The following is a 16,642-nucleotide window of genomic DNA, read 5'->3' as shown; positions in this document are numbered from 1 at the left end:
CGAGGAGGCCAAGCGATGTCCCAGGTGTTCGAACGCAACCATTATTTTTACGGCAAGCTGCTGACGAGCCGCGATTTCAAAGAGGAGCAAACGTATTTCAACCAAAAGCGTTATTTGCTGAACCGCCTGATCCATGGTCATGGCATCGTATGGGGGCTGAAGGTTCAGGGCGTCGACGACCATGTGCTCGAGGTCGGTTCCGGCGTCGCGCTGGACGAGATCGGCCGCGAAATCGTCGTCGACCAATCCGACCGGGTCGATCTTCGTCAGTTGGACGCTATTCCTCCGGAGGCGAAGCATTCGACGATGCTGTATCTGGTTCTCCTCTATGAAGAATGCCCGAGGGAACCGATGCCGGTCCTCGTGAATGCCCCAACGTGCAAGGAAGATTGCGAGCCGAACCGGATTCGGGAAGGGTATAAGCTCGCCCTCACGGACATCGCGCCCAAGGCGCCTGTCGGGATCGGACATGGGAATCGGCACGAGACGACGACGCTGCTTCATACGGATCAGTTCGACTTGGTGCGCGTCGTACCGAAATGGGTGCAAGCAAATGACGCTTTCGAGGTCGTGCTGCGGCTGACCGTGGGCGAAACGATCGCGGCGGCGGATGTCATCACCGTAGACGTGACGGAGAAGCTTCCGGATGCTTTCGCCTGGTTATTCAAAGACGAGCTCGTCTTCACGCTGACAGACGTTCCGGCGGGTACCGTGATTAAGCAATCGTATGTCGTTAGAGCAGGCAGCGTACTCGGAGTTGCGACGATAGAAGGGCAGACGTCCATTCAGGCAGGGGCGGGGAACTTGGTTTCCGTGTCTCCCGCAAGCGATGTCACGGTTATCGCGGAAGAGACCGTCTACGAGCAGATCGCCCTGCAGCGCTTCGCGGATCAATCGGACGGAGGCTGGCTCGCGCCCGATCGTTCGATGATGTATCTCGCAGAGCTGAAGCTGGGCGACGATCGGTCGATTACGGAAATTTCTCCTCATGTGCGCGAATATGTATATAGCAATCCGTTGTTGGCTGAGCTTATCGGAGGCGGCGACGAAGCAGCCGGCAAACTGCTCCGTCATCGCTTAAGCCATATGGCAGGCGGCTCGGATCAGCTAGACGTGACCGACCTTCCCGGCGTGCTGGCGAGACCGCAAAAAGTGACCGTCCTCGATGGCGGCGGAACGGCAATCGAAGCGACTGCGATTCAATTCGTCGGCGACGGCGTAAAGGTAGAAAATCACGATCAAACGGCCGTCGTGACGATCGCGGGCGGCGGAGGCGGGATCCCCGTTCCCGCGGATGAACCTCCGATCGTGACCGGCCTTGTTAGATACAGCAAAATGAAACCCGGCGAAATTCGTCTCTCCCCGGCGATCAAGATGCCGATCGAACAGCCTTGCTCCGTCAATTTGGCCATGGAGTTCGATGCGGATAAAACCCGGCGCGGTTTTATGGGGGATCTAGCGGATAAAGATGTCCGTCTGACGGCTGTTTATAACTTGAACGATTTCACGTTTCAATTATTCCTGCAGGATATCCGTCCGGCGAAGGATGATTTCGTTATGGCGTATACGGTGCGCTACTGGATCATTCCGCCGGCGGAGCGCAATAAGGACCTGGAAGCGAAGCCGGATGAGCTCTGGTACCAAGATTACGTGCTGAGCCGTTTGATCCTGTACGGCGGCCGGACAATCGATCAACTGTCCATCGATCCGCTGCTGTCGCAAGCCAAGGTGACGGCGGATGCGCTCAAGCTGCTGCTCACCCAGCTTGAAGGTGCCGGTCTCGTGAAGAGCAGGGATAACGGTTCGTGGATTGCCGTTTGATAGGAGCGGCTTTTAGAGCGAGGAACGGCAAAATCCTGCTTAATGATCAAAAAATACTGCTCGCGCAAAATGATTCCGAACGGGAGGGGTTCCCATAAGAGGCGCAATGGAGGCAGAGAAGAAGTCGAGCTCCACGTCGAATAGACAAGGGGGACGGACATCCAAGCCGTCTCCCTGGATACAAACCAAGCTGACCGTGAGCCAGCCCGGGGACCCGTATGAGCGGGAAGCGGACCGCGTGGCGGAGCAAGTGATGCGGATGCCGAGAGCTTACAATTCTTCGGAATCTCATTTTTCTGCGGCGGCAAAGGATAGTCATATTCAACGAAAGTGCGCAGCATGCCAAGCTGAGGATGAAGACAAGCAATTTCAAACCATAAGAAGGTCCACCGACAAACATATACAAACGCAGTCCATCGATGGAGGCGACGCCAAATCTGCGCGAATACTTTCCCCGAGTATGGAAAGTTCGATTAGTTCACTTCAAGGAAAAGGGGCACCTCTTCAACCGCAATCACGCGCCTTCTTCGAAAATCGCATGGGGTGGGACTTCGGAAACGTGCGCGTCCATACGGACGCCGAGGCGGCAAGAACTTCCCAAAAGCTTCAGGCGCGGGCGTTCACCGTTGGCTGCAATATCGCATTCGGTTCGGGTGAATACCAACCCTACACCCCGGAAGGAGACCGGTTGTTGGCACATGAATTGACACATGTGATACAACAGACCAAGGTCGGCAACCGCCGGGTGCAGCGGGATTTCTTCGACGACGTCTCCGAATCGCTTGGCGTAATCGAGGAGGGCGCAACGTCCGCATGGGATGCCATGACAACCGCCGCCGGCGAGGCATGGGATACGGCGACGGGCGCGGCTTCCGGAGCCATGGATGCGGTTAGCGAGACTGCGGAGGGAAGCGCGAAGGACGCCGCACTCGGACTCGCTCTGAGCGCCGCGCAGGCGATCGTCAGCCGATTCGGCGGCAAACTCACGGTCGAAGATGGCGTCATCATGCTCGACCTGCCTAACGTGACGCTGCTCCGCAGATTCGCGAAGGGAGCGGCATGGAACGATGGCACCGACGATGCGTTGGTCGGGCAATATACAATGGAACTGGAGGAGCTCGGTTATCTGTTCATATCCGTGCTCGCACGGGGAGAAATGGACGTATCCGGCGAAGTCGGGGTCGGACCTGTGCAATTAAAGGACATCATGCTTCGCTACGATACCAAGACAAATAACTTTAGCGGTTGGGGTACGTTATCGGGTCAAGCCGACGTTGCTGCTTCTCTTATGATGACCGGTATCTTGAGCGGAGTGGCCGATTGGAATTGCGCCAAGGAGATCGTCAGGATCGAGGGCGGGCTCTCGGTGACGGGCTCTCCTTCCCTAGCCGCCGCGTTGAATAGGCGGGTGATGCTCAACTACGAGAACGGAGAATTTACCTTGCAGGATAGCATATCTTTCGATCCGTGCGTCAGTTTCGCGCTGTCCTTGGACGGAATGCTTAGACTATTCATATTGGACTATCCGGTCGCATCCGGCTCCTGGCATCTTGCGGATCATGCTTGGGAGAATTGCTGGAACATACCTATTACGCTTGCAAACAACAATCCAGCCGCGCAAGGCGGATCTTCGGGTGGAGGCGGGTCTACCGACTCATGGGGAGAAGAACAAAGCGGCGCTGCCGACAACTTGATCGGCATCTCGCCGGCAAGCCTTGACGGTGTCTTCTCGGCGTCCGGCGTTCTTCATAATCTATTCGGCTTCGCGAAACCGGAATTCACGATGCTCGGGCCGCTCAGCGTCGACGATCAGTCAAAAGCGATGGCCATCTGCAAGCCGAAGCCCAGGCCGGAGGCTAAACATAAAGCTCCGACCGGCGAATTAGACGATCCGATCAAGATGATTTGGTATAAGCCGCTTCGAGCATACCGAAATCCGATCTACTTAAAGTTCGATCCGTCCGACCCGTCGGATCCATACGATAAGAAAGAGCCCTACTACCGGAATTTGCGAAAACGGCTCCCGCGCTCTTCGAAGTTCATCGGCGTGAACTTCTGGCCGAAAATCGGAACGAAGCTGCAGCGCAATCCTACCCCGAGAGACGCGTCCGTGACAAAGAAATACCGGGAGGACCTGGAAGAGTTCGGATTCGACATGTGGGAAAAAAGCTGTCAACCGGACCACGTCGTCGACTTGGCGTTCGGCGGAGCAGATACTTATGCGAACCTTTGGCCGATGGACGAAGATAAGAATATGGCGGCAGGCCCTCTGCATAGCTTCAAGCAGAAGGTGAAGTACAACTTTCCCGACGATCCTCCGGAGCACGAGCCGCGAGAAGAATTCATCGCGTCTCCGCGCAATCCTACGTTTTTTAACGGCCGTTGGTTCGTGATTTCTTCGGTTCAATCCCCCTTATAGCCAGCCGGATAAAGAACTAACCATCGAGGTGGAATCAAGAGCAACTGGAAGGCTTCGCCGCTCAGCGCGAAGGAATTGGCAGCACTGGCCGGCGAGGCACCGCGGCGGTGGTTCAAAGAGGGAGCGGAAGCGAAGATAAGTTGCATGTTAACCTTCGCAGACGCATCCGGCGATATAAAGTGACGCAGCCACTGCTTTAGTTGAAGCGGAATACGTTCGCGGTTACGATTGAATCGTCGCAAAGCAAACATAACGCGATTACCAAGTAAATCAATATCGGCTACCGTCTACTTGCAGGGAGTCGCATTCGCGTTCGTTAGAGACGGTGTAGGAGGACAAGAACAATAATGCTTTAGAAGCCGCATAGTTGCGGCTTTTTTTTATGTCAAAAAGCCAGTCTTAAATACGAGTGTCGTGAGCCGGTGATCATTGCGTAGAAGAACTGTCGCATCACGAGGATATGGGAACCGAATCGGCCTGACCGATGCCGAAAGTCCAAAAATCATAAAGAAAATACAATTTTTATCCCGAACGAATTCCGCATGGCAAGCGAGGCGCCGGATTGTTATAGATTCCGCCGAAATGTCCATGTTTCTCGGAGAATCCCTTTTTTATAATGAGTGCATAAGACGCGGGACTGCCTAGAGGAGTCCCTTTTCCAGTAAAGAGAAGGTGGATGCCGAATGAGCGTATCGTCCCGTGCCATATTCGCGGATGTAGAAAAGCAACGCTTCCAATACGGATCGGAGTTGTCGATGTACACGGAATCGCTCGTGGACGGCAGGCTGCTGGCTGCGGGATTTCAGGATAACGGCATTACGATCTACGAGTTAAGCGACCTCAAGGATAAGCCGGCGTTCGATCTGGTCGTGGACGGCGAATCCCTCTACTACGGGTGGGAATTTGCGGACTTCGTCACGGACGAAGACGCGGTCGGCAACGCGCGCGGAACGTTGACGTTGAAACATGCGAGGAAGCCGTTGGTATTGAAAATCACGACGAGCTGCTGCGGATTCGGCTTCTTCACGAGAGCGATGGAACTCACGAATCTCTCGGACGATGCGACGCTGGGTCTGACGAGCATGGTTCCGTTTAAGGGATGCCTCTGGAACGTAACCGACAATTTGGCGGATAATCTGCGCGACAATACGGTAGCTCCGTATTCGGTCGGACGGTTCAAGGATCTGTATTGGTCGCACGAGGGCAACTTCGATTGGCAGGACATCCCCTTGAACACCGGCGTATTCTTCCAGTCGACCTTCGGCATGAGCGGGCACAGCCATCCCTTCTTCGTGCTTCGCAACAATATTAACGGCGGCTACTTCGTTTGCCAAATGGGCTGGTCCTCCAACTGGAAAACGGCCTTCTTCGCGGATTACTTCAACGACGGCCGGCTGCCCATGAAAGTGAACTTGAATTTCGAGATCATGCCGGCGACGTCGGCCCCGGCCAGACTGATCGCGCCGGGGGAATCGATCCAAGCGCCCGTCGTGCATTTCGGCATGAGCCATGTCGACTTGGATACGGCGGTCCAGCACCTCCATTCGCATCTGCGAAAGTCGGTCCTGCGCCAAGTCGGCGACGGCCTGCAGCCGGTCATCTACAACCAGGCCGGTTACATGCAGCCGGGCTACAAGCAGCCGCAAATGAGCGAGGAAGGATTGAAGCGGGAGGCGGATATCGCGGCGGCATTGGGAGCCGAGCTCCTGATGGTGGATGCGGGATGGTACGGGAACAACGGCAAAGAAGGCACGGATTGGGGGAACACGACGGGAGACTGGCATCCCGCGGAAGGTCTGCCGAACGATCTGTTCCCCGTCTTCGACTACGCGCGCGCCAAAGGCCTGAAGGTCGGATTGTGGGTCGAAGCGGAAACGGCGGGCTCCAAATCGAAGCTGGCGGAAGATCACCCGGATTGGTTCCTCCATAAGCACGGCAACGCCGTCGAGCGCGTCCTCGATTTGGCGAAACCGGAGGTCAAAGCATTCGTGGAATCGGAAATCGTCCGGCTCGTGGAGAAGTACGATCTGGATATGTTCCGCCTGGATTACAACTCCAGCTCGAACGAAGGCGGATTCAACCTTCGCGACGGGCGGAACGAGAATACGCATTGGAGGCACGTCGAAGCCGTATACGATATTTTCGAGCGCGTGGGGACGCGGTTTCCGAACTTGCAGCTGGAGAACTGCGCAAGCGGAGGCGGGCGGACGGATATCGGCATCGTCAGCCGGTTCACGACGACCTGGGTGTCCGATTGGTTCAAGATGCCGCGGACGGTTCGCATCCTGAACGGCATGAGCATGGCGCTGCCGCCCGAATACATCAACCGGTCGACCGGCATCGAAAGCGCGTACGTCGGCAATCTCGACACGCAAATGCACGCGATCGTCATGGGGCATCCGACATTGTTCGGCATAACGCCGTCGCTGGAGAAGGCCAACCCGGCCATTATGGCGACGACCCGCAAATATATCGACATCTACAAAAATTTCATTCGAACCTTCCATCGGACGGCGAAAGTCTATCATCATACCCCGGTCATTCCCGGAGCCGACGGCAGCGGTTGGGCCGCGCTGGAGTATGTATCGGAGGACCGGAGCAAAGCCGTCGCCGCGGTATTCCGTCTCGTCAACGCGGAAGAAAGCGCGTATCCGATCAAGTTCAAAGGTCTGAAGAAGAATGCCGTTTACCGGGTGAACATCGAGCCGGAAGGCAGCGAGTTCTCTCGCGGCGGCTACGACCTGTCGAGAGAAGGGCTGGAGATCCGATTGGACACGGCTTTGACGTCGCAGCTGATCTTGCTGACGGAGGAAGAACGGCAATAAACCGAATACGCGGAAATGAATATCGACGGATAACGCACGGTCATTCCCGATGGAGAAGGAGGGCATTCGCATGAGCGATCCGGCATATTCATTGAAGCTCGTCGAGCCTTCGCCGCATCAGGTATTTCAAAGAGACGAACGGGACGAAGCCGTCATTCCGGTCAAGCTGGAATGGGCGGGCGTTCCGCCGGCAAGTTCGGAGCTCCGCGCGGAAGCGCGAATCGTCGGGGCGAACGCGGTCGGCCCGTGGAATCCTCTGGATTCGGCAGCGGGCAGCGCCTTTTCGGGCGTTTTGAAGCACGTTCCCGTCGGAGAATATGCCATAGAAGTACGCATCGTATCGGCCATGGCCGATTCCGACTTGGCGAGCATTCATGCCGCGCCGGTATTCGTCGGAGATCTCTGGATCATGGCCGGCCAATCGAATATGGACGGCGTAGGCAAGCTCGGCGAGATTCCGCCGCCGGAAACCGGAATCAGCTGCTTCTACTTGGGCGATCGCTGGGATGTCGCGAGCGATCCGCTGTGTTGGCTGCTGGAATCGGTCGATCCCGTCAACCGGGAGGTGCCGGACGCCGAGCTTGCGCGCGCGATTGCCGAACAACGGCAATTTCGCCAGCATGGCGCGGGGTTGGGCATTCCGTTCGCCAAGGAAGTCAGGCAGCATGTCCAAGTGCCGATCGGCCTCGTCGTTTGCTCCCATTCCGGCACGAGCATGGCGCATTGGGATTACCGGCTGGCAGGCAAAGGAGGCCATTCCTTCTATGGAGCGCTGCTTCGCCGGGTCGACAAGCTTGGCGGCAAAGTCAAAGGCTGCCTTTGGTATCAAGGGGAAAGCGATACCGGCGCGGAAACGGCGCCCCGGTATTACGACGCGATGGTTTCCTGGGTAGCCGCCTTGCGCCGGGACCTGAACGCACCGCGGCTTCCTTTTATCTACGCGCAGCTCTCCGTGTTCTACGTCCTCGAGCCGGATGCGAGGTGGCCGGATCCGGCCTTGTGGAACCGCGTGCAAGACGATCAGTTGGCGCTGGAGAAAGCCATCCCGCATTCGGCCATGGTTCCGACGATAGATGCCGGATTGGCGGACATCATCCATCTGGATACGGAATCGCTTCGGCAAGTCGGACGAAGAATGGCCTGGCAGGCGCTGCGGATTGCCTACGGCATGCAGGTCGCGAAGAGAGGGCCTCGCCCGGCCGGGTATCATTGGAACGAAGAACGAACGGAGCTGACGATCGCCCTGTCCGGAGTCAACGGCCGGTTGCAGGAGATCGGCCGCGCGTGCGGATTCCGGGCGGAGGCGGAGGAGCGGAGCATTCCGTTCTCGGCCGAATTGACGGAAGACCGGCAGCGGATCCGATTGCGTTTCGCGCAATCCGTCCCGGCCGCGTGTCGGCTGTCCCATGGCGCCGGCTTCAACCCCGTCGTTAACGTGAAGGACGAATTAGGCATTCCGCTCGTCGTGTTCGGACCGATTGCCATATGAAGAGACGACTAAGCAAAGGAGCAAACCAATGAAGCTGAATTATAGCATGGAGCATGGACCGCTGCTGGACGTCGCCTCGCGCGATCGGCTGATCGGTCTCATGAAGGACGCGGGGATACGGAAGATTTGGATCGCCGGCTTCTTCTCCGGGAAAATGATCGATGCCGAAGAACTCAAGCAGGCGAAGGCCTTCGCGGAGCAGCACGGGCTCGAGGTCGGAGCGGTCACCATTCCGATCGGGCATCCCGGCAACGCGCTGAACCCGGACGATCCGGATCTCGCCCATCTGGAAATTCCGAAGCATTGGCATTATCGGATCGATAAATCGGGCGAAACCGTCTATTATTGCGGCGCGATCGATGCGAGCTTGATCGCGGACAACGCGCAGGCGGCGAGGAATTTGAAGGCAGCGGGCTTCCATGAAGTGTTTCTGGACGACGACCTCCGGGCCGCCAACTACGGTCCGGACATCGAAGGCTGCTATTGCGAAGCCTGCATCGCGGAATTCAACCGGCTCTATCATCGGGAAGCGACAAGGGAATCGCTCCGCGACGCGACGACGGATAAGCTGGACGCGGACTTGATGCTGGATTGGGCGGCGTTCCAATGCGACAAGGTGACGGACGTCGTGAAAGCGACGGACATCGAAGGCGTTCGGCCGGGCATCATGGTCATGCATTACGGGGACGAACGGCACGGCATCGACGTTCCCTCCATCCGCGAGCGGATTCCGAACGCGATATTCCGCGTCGGGGAGCTTCACTTCCACGACGGGACCTTCGGCAACCCGAACGGGAAGGCGCAAGAGATGATGGGCATCGCCTATCACCTGAATTTCATGGCCGGCGCGGAAGCGTACAGCGAATCGACGATTTTCCCGCCGAGATCGCTCAAGGCGCACAATCTGGTCTATAAAGCGAAACTGGCGATTACGGCCGGCATCGAGAACGTGCTGTTCATGAGCGGCACGTGGCTGCTGGACGAAAGCTACTGGAAAGCGTTGGCCGCCGCGCGCCCGGTATTGGAAGCGCTCGACCGAGCGTGCTCGGATACCGTCCGGAACTATCCGGTGCACGTCGCCTACGGCACGAACGGCGCGTATTCGGAAGCGTTCATCCCCGCGACCTTGCCCGTGTTGGCGGGCTTGCCCGCGAAGCCGGTTCGAGCGGACCAATCCGCGGGCGACGGGGAGCTGCTCTTGTTCTTCGGAGCTTACCGGTTAAGCGAGCTATGGCAAGCGAAGCTGCCGAACTACAAGCAGGTCATTTTCGACCGGACGGCCACGGCAAGAAACAAAGAAATACTCGAGCAATCGAAGACGTCCGCCTCCAATTGGGTTTTCTGGGATCAGGACGCGTCCGCGGCGAGCGCCGCGGAAGGCATCGCGCAGCTTCGCGAGCTGGCGAACCGGAAAGCCTGGGCGTTCCCTTGGATCGCCGAGGGCGAAAATATCGGACTAACCTGGCTTGCGGACAGCGGAAAAACGGTGCTGTTCAATCTGGCGGAAACCGAAACGGAAGGCGTCGTGAAATGGTCGGGCAACCGGTATCCGGTTCGGCTGAAGCCGTTGTCATTCGCCGTACTGGATCGATCGGGCGCATACGTCGAATACGATTCGGAGGTCGCGCCATAACATGCGCAATCCAAGCACGCGAAACCAAATCTGGGAATGGACGGGATTGAACGCCGTGATGTCGCGCGAAGCCGAACGCGCCGATGTGGGCCCCGGTCAAGTCGAAGTCGGCATTCGGGCGATCGGCATCTGCGGCACCGACCTGCACATCATGAGCGGCCATGCCGAGTTCGGCGAGCCGCCGCTGCCGCTCGGACACGAATTGGCGGGCGTCGTGGAGCGGGTCGGCGCGGGCGTCACCGCATGGCGGACCGGCGACCGCGTGTGCATCGACCCGCTAACGGGTTGCGGCGAGTGCGGCGAATGCTTATCCGGGAACAAGCACCGCTGCCCCGATGCCGGGGAATTCGGCCTTCGTTACCCGGGAGGGTGGCAGCGGTTCATGGTCGTCCCGTCGGCCAACCTGTACCGGCTGCCGGGCGCGATCGGCTTCGCGGAAGCCACCCAAGCGGAAACGCTGCATTGCTGCTTGGGCGGCATCGATAAATTGGACGTTCGCATCGGCGATCGAGCGACCGTGATCGGGGACGGCCCGACGGGCTTGTATTTCGTCCAGCTGTTAAGAGCGGCGGGCGCGGGCAAGGTCCGACTGATCGGCATGCGGGACTATCGGCTGCAGCTGGCGCTGGAGCTCGGCGCGGACGAAACGACGAACGTGCTGGCCGCCGATTCGCTTCCGCCCGCGGCGGCTTCCCAAGACATCGTCATCGACGCGGCGGGAACGGAGACCTCGCTTGCGCAAAGCATCGAACTGCTGAAGATCGGCGGACGGCTGCTCTTGTTCGGACTCGCCGGCAAGCCGATCACGGTGGACATGCAAACCGTCGTGCTGAAGGAATTAAGCCTGCTGGGCTCGACGAACGCGCCGCGCGTATGGTCCCGCGTCATCGGGATGATGGCGTCCGGCCAAGCGCGGGTGAAGCCGCTGCTCACGCACGCGTATCCGTTCGGCGAGCTGGACCGGGCGATCGCTTTCGCCCGAAGCCAGACCGACGAAGCGATCAAAATCATCGTTACCGTAGATGAAAATCAGGGGGAATCGCAATGAAAATCACGGCCGTACGCACGAAGCCGATTAAAATCCCGTTCTACAAAGGCGAAAAATGGTCGGGCGGCACGAGGTACAGCGCGCCTTCGCTCATCATCCGGATCGAGACGGACGAGGGCTTGATCGGCGTCGGCGAATCCGTCGGGCCGACCATACCGGTCATTCAGACGGTGGTCGACAAAGAATTCGCCCCGTTCGTCGTCGGCCGCGACCCGATGGAACTGGAATCCATCCTCCACCGGCTGGAGGAATATTGCGTCAATTGGAAGCAGATCGGCTATTACGGCATGGCGGGCATCGAGATGGCGCTCCTGGATTTGAGAGGGAAGATCTTGAACACGCCAGCCTACAATCTGCTGGGCGGGAAGGTGAAATCGGACGTCGCGTTCGCCGGCTACATCTTTATCGACGCGCCGGAAGCGAACGCCGAGGAAGCCCGGAAATTCGCCGCGGCCGGGTATACGGAGTTGAAGCTGAAGGTCGGTCGCGACATCGATTTGGATACGAAAAGGGTCAAGGCCGTGCGCGAGGCGGTCGGCCCGGCGATGAAAATCCGCATCGACGCGAACCAGAACTGGAGCGTGCCCACCGCCATTAAAGCGATTCGCGCCATGGAGAAATACGATTTGCAGATGGTCGAGCAGCCGACCCGGTACGACGACGTGGACGGCATGGCCGCCGTCGCGCGCGCGGTCGACGTGCCGATCATCGCCGACGAAGGCTGCGCCACCTACGAGGATGCGCTGCGGCTGATCGACAAGCGCGCGTGCGCGTGCTTCCTCGTCTACCCGTCGGAAGCGGGCGGGATCTTGAAGGCGAAGCAAATCGTCGATCTGGCCAACCATGCCGGCATTTGGTGCGTCACCGGAAGCTGGGCCGAGACCGGCATCGGAACGCTCGGCAACGCGCATTTCGTCGCCGCTTCGCGCAACTTCCCGTTCGCGAACGACACGCACTTGAATTTCATGACCGGCGACTTGCTGCGCGAGCCGTTGACGTTCAACCAAGGCCGGATCGCGGTGCCGGATCTGCCGGGCTTCGGCATCGATCTGGATATCGCGAAGCTCGACCGCTACGGGGCGAGCTTCGAGAGGGAAATGGTGTTTTACGATCCGAAGGATCCGCAGTTTCAGCCGCGGATCGGCCAAATCTTGTAGGCGGCGAGTCCTTGCATATGGCGTTCATAAAAGGCGCGCTTCGGCACGCGGACGGCGGAAACGCCGCCGTTCGAGTGCCGGAGCCGGCGCCTTCGAGATGGCAGAGATCGGATCGCGGGCGAGGAGGCCGGAAGCCATGCTGTTGGAGAACAAAGTCGCGCTCGTAACGGGAGCGGCGAGCGGAATCGGACTGGCCATCGCGCGCAAGTTCGCGGACGAAGGGGCGATCGTCGTCCTGGCCGACCGAAGAGGCGAAGCCGCGATCGCCGCCGCGCGCGGCCTGGAAGCGGACGGCGCGGCGGCGACAGGGATCGAGCTGGACGTGACGCAAGAATCGCGGTTCGCGGATGCGATCGCGCGCGTGGAAGGGACGTACGGAAGTCTGGACATTCTCGTGAATAACGCGGGCCTGCAGCATGTGTCGCCGATCGAGCAATTTCCGACGGAACGATTCGAATACATGCTCCAGGTCATGGTCACCGGCGCCTTCATCGGCATCAAGCACGCGTTCCCGATCATGAAGCGGCAGCGCCGGGGCCGCATTCTCAACATGGCGTCGATCAACGGCGTGGTCGGGTTCGCGGGCAAGGCGGCCTACAACAGCGCGAAGCACGGCTTGATCGGCTTGACGAAGGTCGCGGCGCTGGAAGGAGCCGAGCATGGCATCACCGTCAACGCGCTCTGTCCCGGTTACGTGGATACGCCGCTCGTACGCGGACAACTCGGCGATTTGGCGCTCGCGCGGGGCGTGCCGCTGAACGACGTGCTGGAAGAAGTCATCTACCCCCTGGTTCCCCAGCGCAGGCTGCTGGATCCGGAAGAGATCGCGGATTACGCGGCCGTGGTCGCAAGCGACAAGCTGCGGGGCGTTACCGGAGCGGCGCTGATGATCGACGGCGGTTATACGGCTCAATAGGAGGTTTCGGCAGCATGAACAAATTAGCGCGTTCGGCCGAAGAGGCGATCCGGAACATTCCGGACGGAGCGACGATCGCGGTCGGCGGATTCGGGTTGTGCGGCATACCGGAGAACTTGATCGCGGCGCTGCGGGACCTTGGAACGAGCGGACTCACGATCGTCAGCAACAATTGCGGCGTGGACGATTGGGGCCTCGGCCTGCTGCTGGCGAGCCGGCAGATCAAGAAGATGGTCTCTTCCTACGTCGGGGAGAACAAGACGTTCGAGCAGCAATTCCTGAGCGGCGAGCTGGAAGTCGAACTCGTCCCGCAAGGGACGCTGGCCGAACGGCTGCGCGCCGGCGGCGCCGGCATCCCGGGCTTCTATACCCCGGCGGGGGTAGGCACGCCGGTGGCGGACGGCAAGGAGACGAGAACGTTCGACGGACGCGCCTATCTGCTCGAACGGGGGATTAAGACGGACTTCGCGCTGGTGAAAGCTTGGAAGGCGGATCCATGCGGCAATCTCGTCTATCGCCGCACGTCGCGCAACTTCAACCCGCTCGCCGCGGCAGCCGGCATGGTGACGATCGCGGAAGCGGAAGAGATCGCGGACGTCGGCGAGCTGGATCCCGACGAGATCCATACGCCGGGCATCTTCGTGCAGCACGTCGTGCACGGGCGGCATTACGAGAAACGGATCGAGCGCCGAACGACGCGGAGACCGGAGGGGGAGCGCGAATGAGGGACAGCCGTTCGATCATCGTATCGCGGGCGCTCGAGGAGATCAAGCCGGGCATGTACATCAATCTGGGTATCGGGATGCCGACCTTGATCGCGAACGAAATTCCCGCCGATCGCGGCGTCATGCTGCAGTCCGAGAACGGCCTGCTCGGGATCGGCCCTTATCCCGAGGAAGGGCTCGAGGACGCCGATCTGATCAACGCGGGGAAGGAAACGGTGACCGCCGTGCCCGGCGCTTCCTGTTTCGATAGCGCGGATTCGTTCGCGATGATCCGGGGAGGGCATGTCGACCTTGCGATTCTGGGCGGCATGGAGGTCGCGGAGAACGGAGACTTGGCCAATTGGATGATCCCGGGGAAGATGGTCAAGGGCATGGGCGGCGCGATGGATCTGGTCCATGGGGCGAAGCGGATCGTCGTCGTCATGGAACACGCGAACAAGCAAGGAGATTCGAAGGTGAAGCGATCCTGCGCGCTTCCGTTGACGGGGCAGGGCGTCGTGCACCGGCTCATCACGGAGCTGGCGGTATTCGACTTCCGGGACGGCGAGATGACGCTCGTCGAGCTGCAGCCCGGCGTCACGGCGGAAGAAGTGCGGGAGAAGACGGAGGCGCGTTATCGGCTCGGCCCCGGACTGGGCGGGACCGGCGAGGAGGAACGATCATGAGGGAAGTCGTGATCGTCAGCGGCGTTCGGACGGCGATCGGAAGTTTCCGGGGCGGCCTCGCTTCCGTGCCCGCGACCGAATTGGGAGCGACCGTCATTCGGGAGGCGCTCGTGCGCGCCGGCCTGCGCGACGCGCAGGTCGACGAAGTCGTCATGGGGAACGTGCTCCAGGCGGGACTCGGACAGAATCCGGCCAGGCAGGCCTGGCTCCAAGCCGGATTATCGAACGAGGTTCCGGCCATGACGGTCAATAAAGTGTGCGGTTCCGGCTTGAAGGCGGTCGTGCTCGGCGCGCAGGCGATCCGGGCGGGCGATGCCGACATCGTCGTCGCCGGCGGCATGGAGAACATGAGCCGGGCGCCGTATCTGCTGAACGAAGCGCGCGCCGGCCTTCGAATGGGCGATGCTCCCCTCGTCGACGCGATGATCCGCGACGGCCTCTGGTGCGCGATCGACGACGTGCATATGGGCATCACGGCGGAGAACGTGGCCGAGCGCTATCGCGTCTCCCGCGAGGAGCAGGACGCCTACGCGGCGATGAGCCAGCGGAAGGCGGAACGGGCGATCGAGGCAGGCGCGTTCCTGCGGGAGATCGTGCCGGTGCGCGTTCCCCGCAAGAAGGCCGAGCCGCTCGTCTTCGACAAGGATGAGCATCCGCGCTTCGGCACGACGGCCGAAGCGCTTGGCAAACTAAATCCCGCGTTTCGCACGGACGGGACCGTGACGCCCGGCAACGCCTCCGGCATCAACGACGGCGCGGCGGCGCTCGTGCTGATGTCCGCCGACAAAGCGGGCGAGCTGGGGATTCGGCCGCTCGCGACCGTGCGCGGCTACGCCAGCAGCGCCATCGATCCTTCGATCATGGGCATGGGCGCTTATGCGGCGACGAACCGGCTAATGTCCTCGCTCGGCGTCGGTTCGCCGGACGCCATCGACGTCTTCGAGCTGAACGAAGCGTTCGCCGCGCAGGCCATCGCCGTCGCGAGAGAGCTCGGGGTCGACGAAGGGCGATTCAACCCGAACGGAGGGGCGATCGCGCTCGGCCACCCGATCGGCGCCAGCGGGGCGCGAATCTTGGTTACGCTGCTGCACGAGCTGGAGCGAAGGGACGGACGGACCGGCATTGCCGGCCTCTGCATCGGCGGAGGTCAAGGCATCGCGATGATGATCGAGCGAAGAGGAGGAGCAAGATGAACGTATTGGCGATTTGCGCCCATCCCGACGACGCGGAAATCTGGTGCGGAGGAACATTGGCGAAATACGTTAAGCGCGGGGACAAGGTCACGATCGCGATCGCGACCAACGGGGAAGTCGGCTCCGCGACCCATACCAAAGCGGAAATCGCGGAAATCCGCAGGAACGAGTCCGTCGCGGCGGCTCGGGTAATCGGCGCGGAACTGCTGTGGTTGGGTTACCGCGACGAGTTTTTGTTCGATTCGGAAGAAACGAGGCTTGCGTTTATCGAAGCCATGCGCGCCAGTCATGCCGACGTCGTGCTGACGCATTGGCCCGACGATCTCTACAATCCGGATCATACGATTGCCGGCCGCATCGCGAACGACGTCGCGATCATGACGACCGTCCCCAACATTACGACCGCCAGCCCGCCCCTCGCGAAAATTCCGATCGTGTACTTTATGGAAAGCGTCGCGGGTCTGGGCTTTCAACCGGAGGAATACGTCGACATCACGGAGACGTTCGAAGCGAAGAAAGACATGCTTGCCCGGCATCAGAGCCAGATCGGCGACTGGCTGCAAGATCAATACGGCTCCAATGCCATGGAGATGATCGAGGTCACGTCCCGGTTCCGGGGGATACAATGCGGGGTTCGTTATGCGGAAGGATTCATCAGAGCCAAAGCGTATCCTCGGAATATCGCGGGCTCGCTGCTTCCCTGACCGAAACATGCAATGGCACGAATCGAGGAGCATGACAAAGGGAGTGG

At 60.0% G+C, this 16,642-nt stretch carries 12 protein-coding genes; all 12 read left to right on the top strand.

Annotated features, from left to right (window positions below):
- The first annotated feature begins 15 nt into the window (after positions 1-15).
- The 12 genes from GT019_RS00235 to GT019_RS00180 all read left to right on the top strand — a co-directional run bounded on the left by GT019_RS00235 (position 16) and on the right by GT019_RS00180 (position 16,595).
- The gene (locus GT019_RS00235; protein ID WP_161740026.1) at positions 16-1,821 is read left to right on the top strand and encodes a hypothetical protein; all 1,806 of its coding nucleotides are present in this window, start codon (positions 16-18) and stop codon (positions 1,819-1,821) included.
- A 238-nt stretch (positions 1,822-2,059) separates the two neighbouring features.
- Positions 2,060-4,240 carry an eCIS core domain-containing protein gene (locus GT019_RS00230; protein WP_161740024.1) on the top strand — a complete coding sequence of 727 codons (2,181 nt, stop codon included), beginning with the start codon at positions 2,060-2,062 and terminating at the stop codon, positions 4,238-4,240.
- Positions 4,241-4,923: 683 nt separating this feature from the next.
- Entirely contained in the window at positions 4,924-7,065 is a 2,142-nt protein-coding gene (locus GT019_RS00225) for an alpha-galactosidase (RefSeq protein WP_161740022.1), read from the top strand.
- Positions 7,066-7,135: 70 nt separating this feature from the next.
- Entirely contained in the window at positions 7,136-8,554 is a 1,419-nt protein-coding gene (locus GT019_RS00220) for a sialate O-acetylesterase (protein ID WP_161740020.1), read from the top strand.
- Between the two features lie 28 nt (positions 8,555-8,582).
- On the top strand, positions 8,583-10,187 hold the full coding sequence (locus GT019_RS00215; RefSeq protein WP_161740018.1) for a hypothetical protein: 1,605 nt from the start codon (positions 8,583-8,585) through the stop codon (positions 10,185-10,187).
- Between the two features lies 1 nt (position 10,188).
- Entirely contained in the window at positions 10,189-11,235 is a 1,047-nt protein-coding gene (locus GT019_RS00210; RefSeq protein WP_161740016.1) for a zinc-dependent alcohol dehydrogenase, read from the top strand.
- Positions 11,232-12,392, top strand: a complete 1,161-nt coding sequence (locus GT019_RS00205; RefSeq protein WP_161740014.1) for a mandelate racemase/muconate lactonizing enzyme family protein — start codon at positions 11,232-11,234, stop codon at positions 12,390-12,392. The genes GT019_RS00210 and GT019_RS00205 overlap by 4 nt, the downstream gene beginning before the upstream one ends.
- Positions 12,393-12,531: 139 nt before the next feature.
- Entirely contained in the window at positions 12,532-13,308 is a 777-nt protein-coding gene (locus GT019_RS00200) for a 3-hydroxybutyrate dehydrogenase (protein ID WP_201755198.1), read from the top strand.
- Between the two features lie 14 nt (positions 13,309-13,322).
- Entirely contained in the window at positions 13,323-14,033 is a 711-nt protein-coding gene (locus GT019_RS00195; protein WP_161740010.1) for a CoA transferase subunit A, read from the top strand.
- Positions 14,030-14,698, top strand: a complete 669-nt coding sequence (locus GT019_RS00190; protein ID WP_161740007.1) for a 3-oxoacid CoA-transferase subunit B — start codon at positions 14,030-14,032, stop codon at positions 14,696-14,698. Before GT019_RS00195 ends, GT019_RS00190 begins: the two co-directional genes overlap by 4 nt.
- Positions 14,695-15,891 (top strand): acetyl-CoA C-acetyltransferase, encoded by a 1,197-nt coding sequence (locus GT019_RS00185; RefSeq protein ID WP_161740005.1) that lies wholly within the window; start codon positions 14,695-14,697, stop codon positions 15,889-15,891. The genes GT019_RS00190 and GT019_RS00185 overlap by 4 nt, the downstream gene beginning before the upstream one ends.
- Complete coding sequence (locus tag GT019_RS00180) at positions 15,888-16,595, top strand: PIG-L deacetylase family protein (RefSeq protein WP_161740003.1); 708 nt, start codon at positions 15,888-15,890, stop codon at positions 16,593-16,595. The genes GT019_RS00185 and GT019_RS00180 overlap by 4 nt, the downstream gene beginning before the upstream one ends.
- Positions 16,596-16,642: the final 47 nt, after the last annotated feature.

It is taken from the genome of Paenibacillus glycinis, assembly GCF_009909185.1.
Taxonomy (GTDB): Bacteria; Bacillota; Bacilli; order Paenibacillales; family Paenibacillaceae; genus Paenibacillus_Z; species Paenibacillus_Z glycinis.
This window is presented reverse-complemented; position numbering and strand designations above follow the sequence as displayed.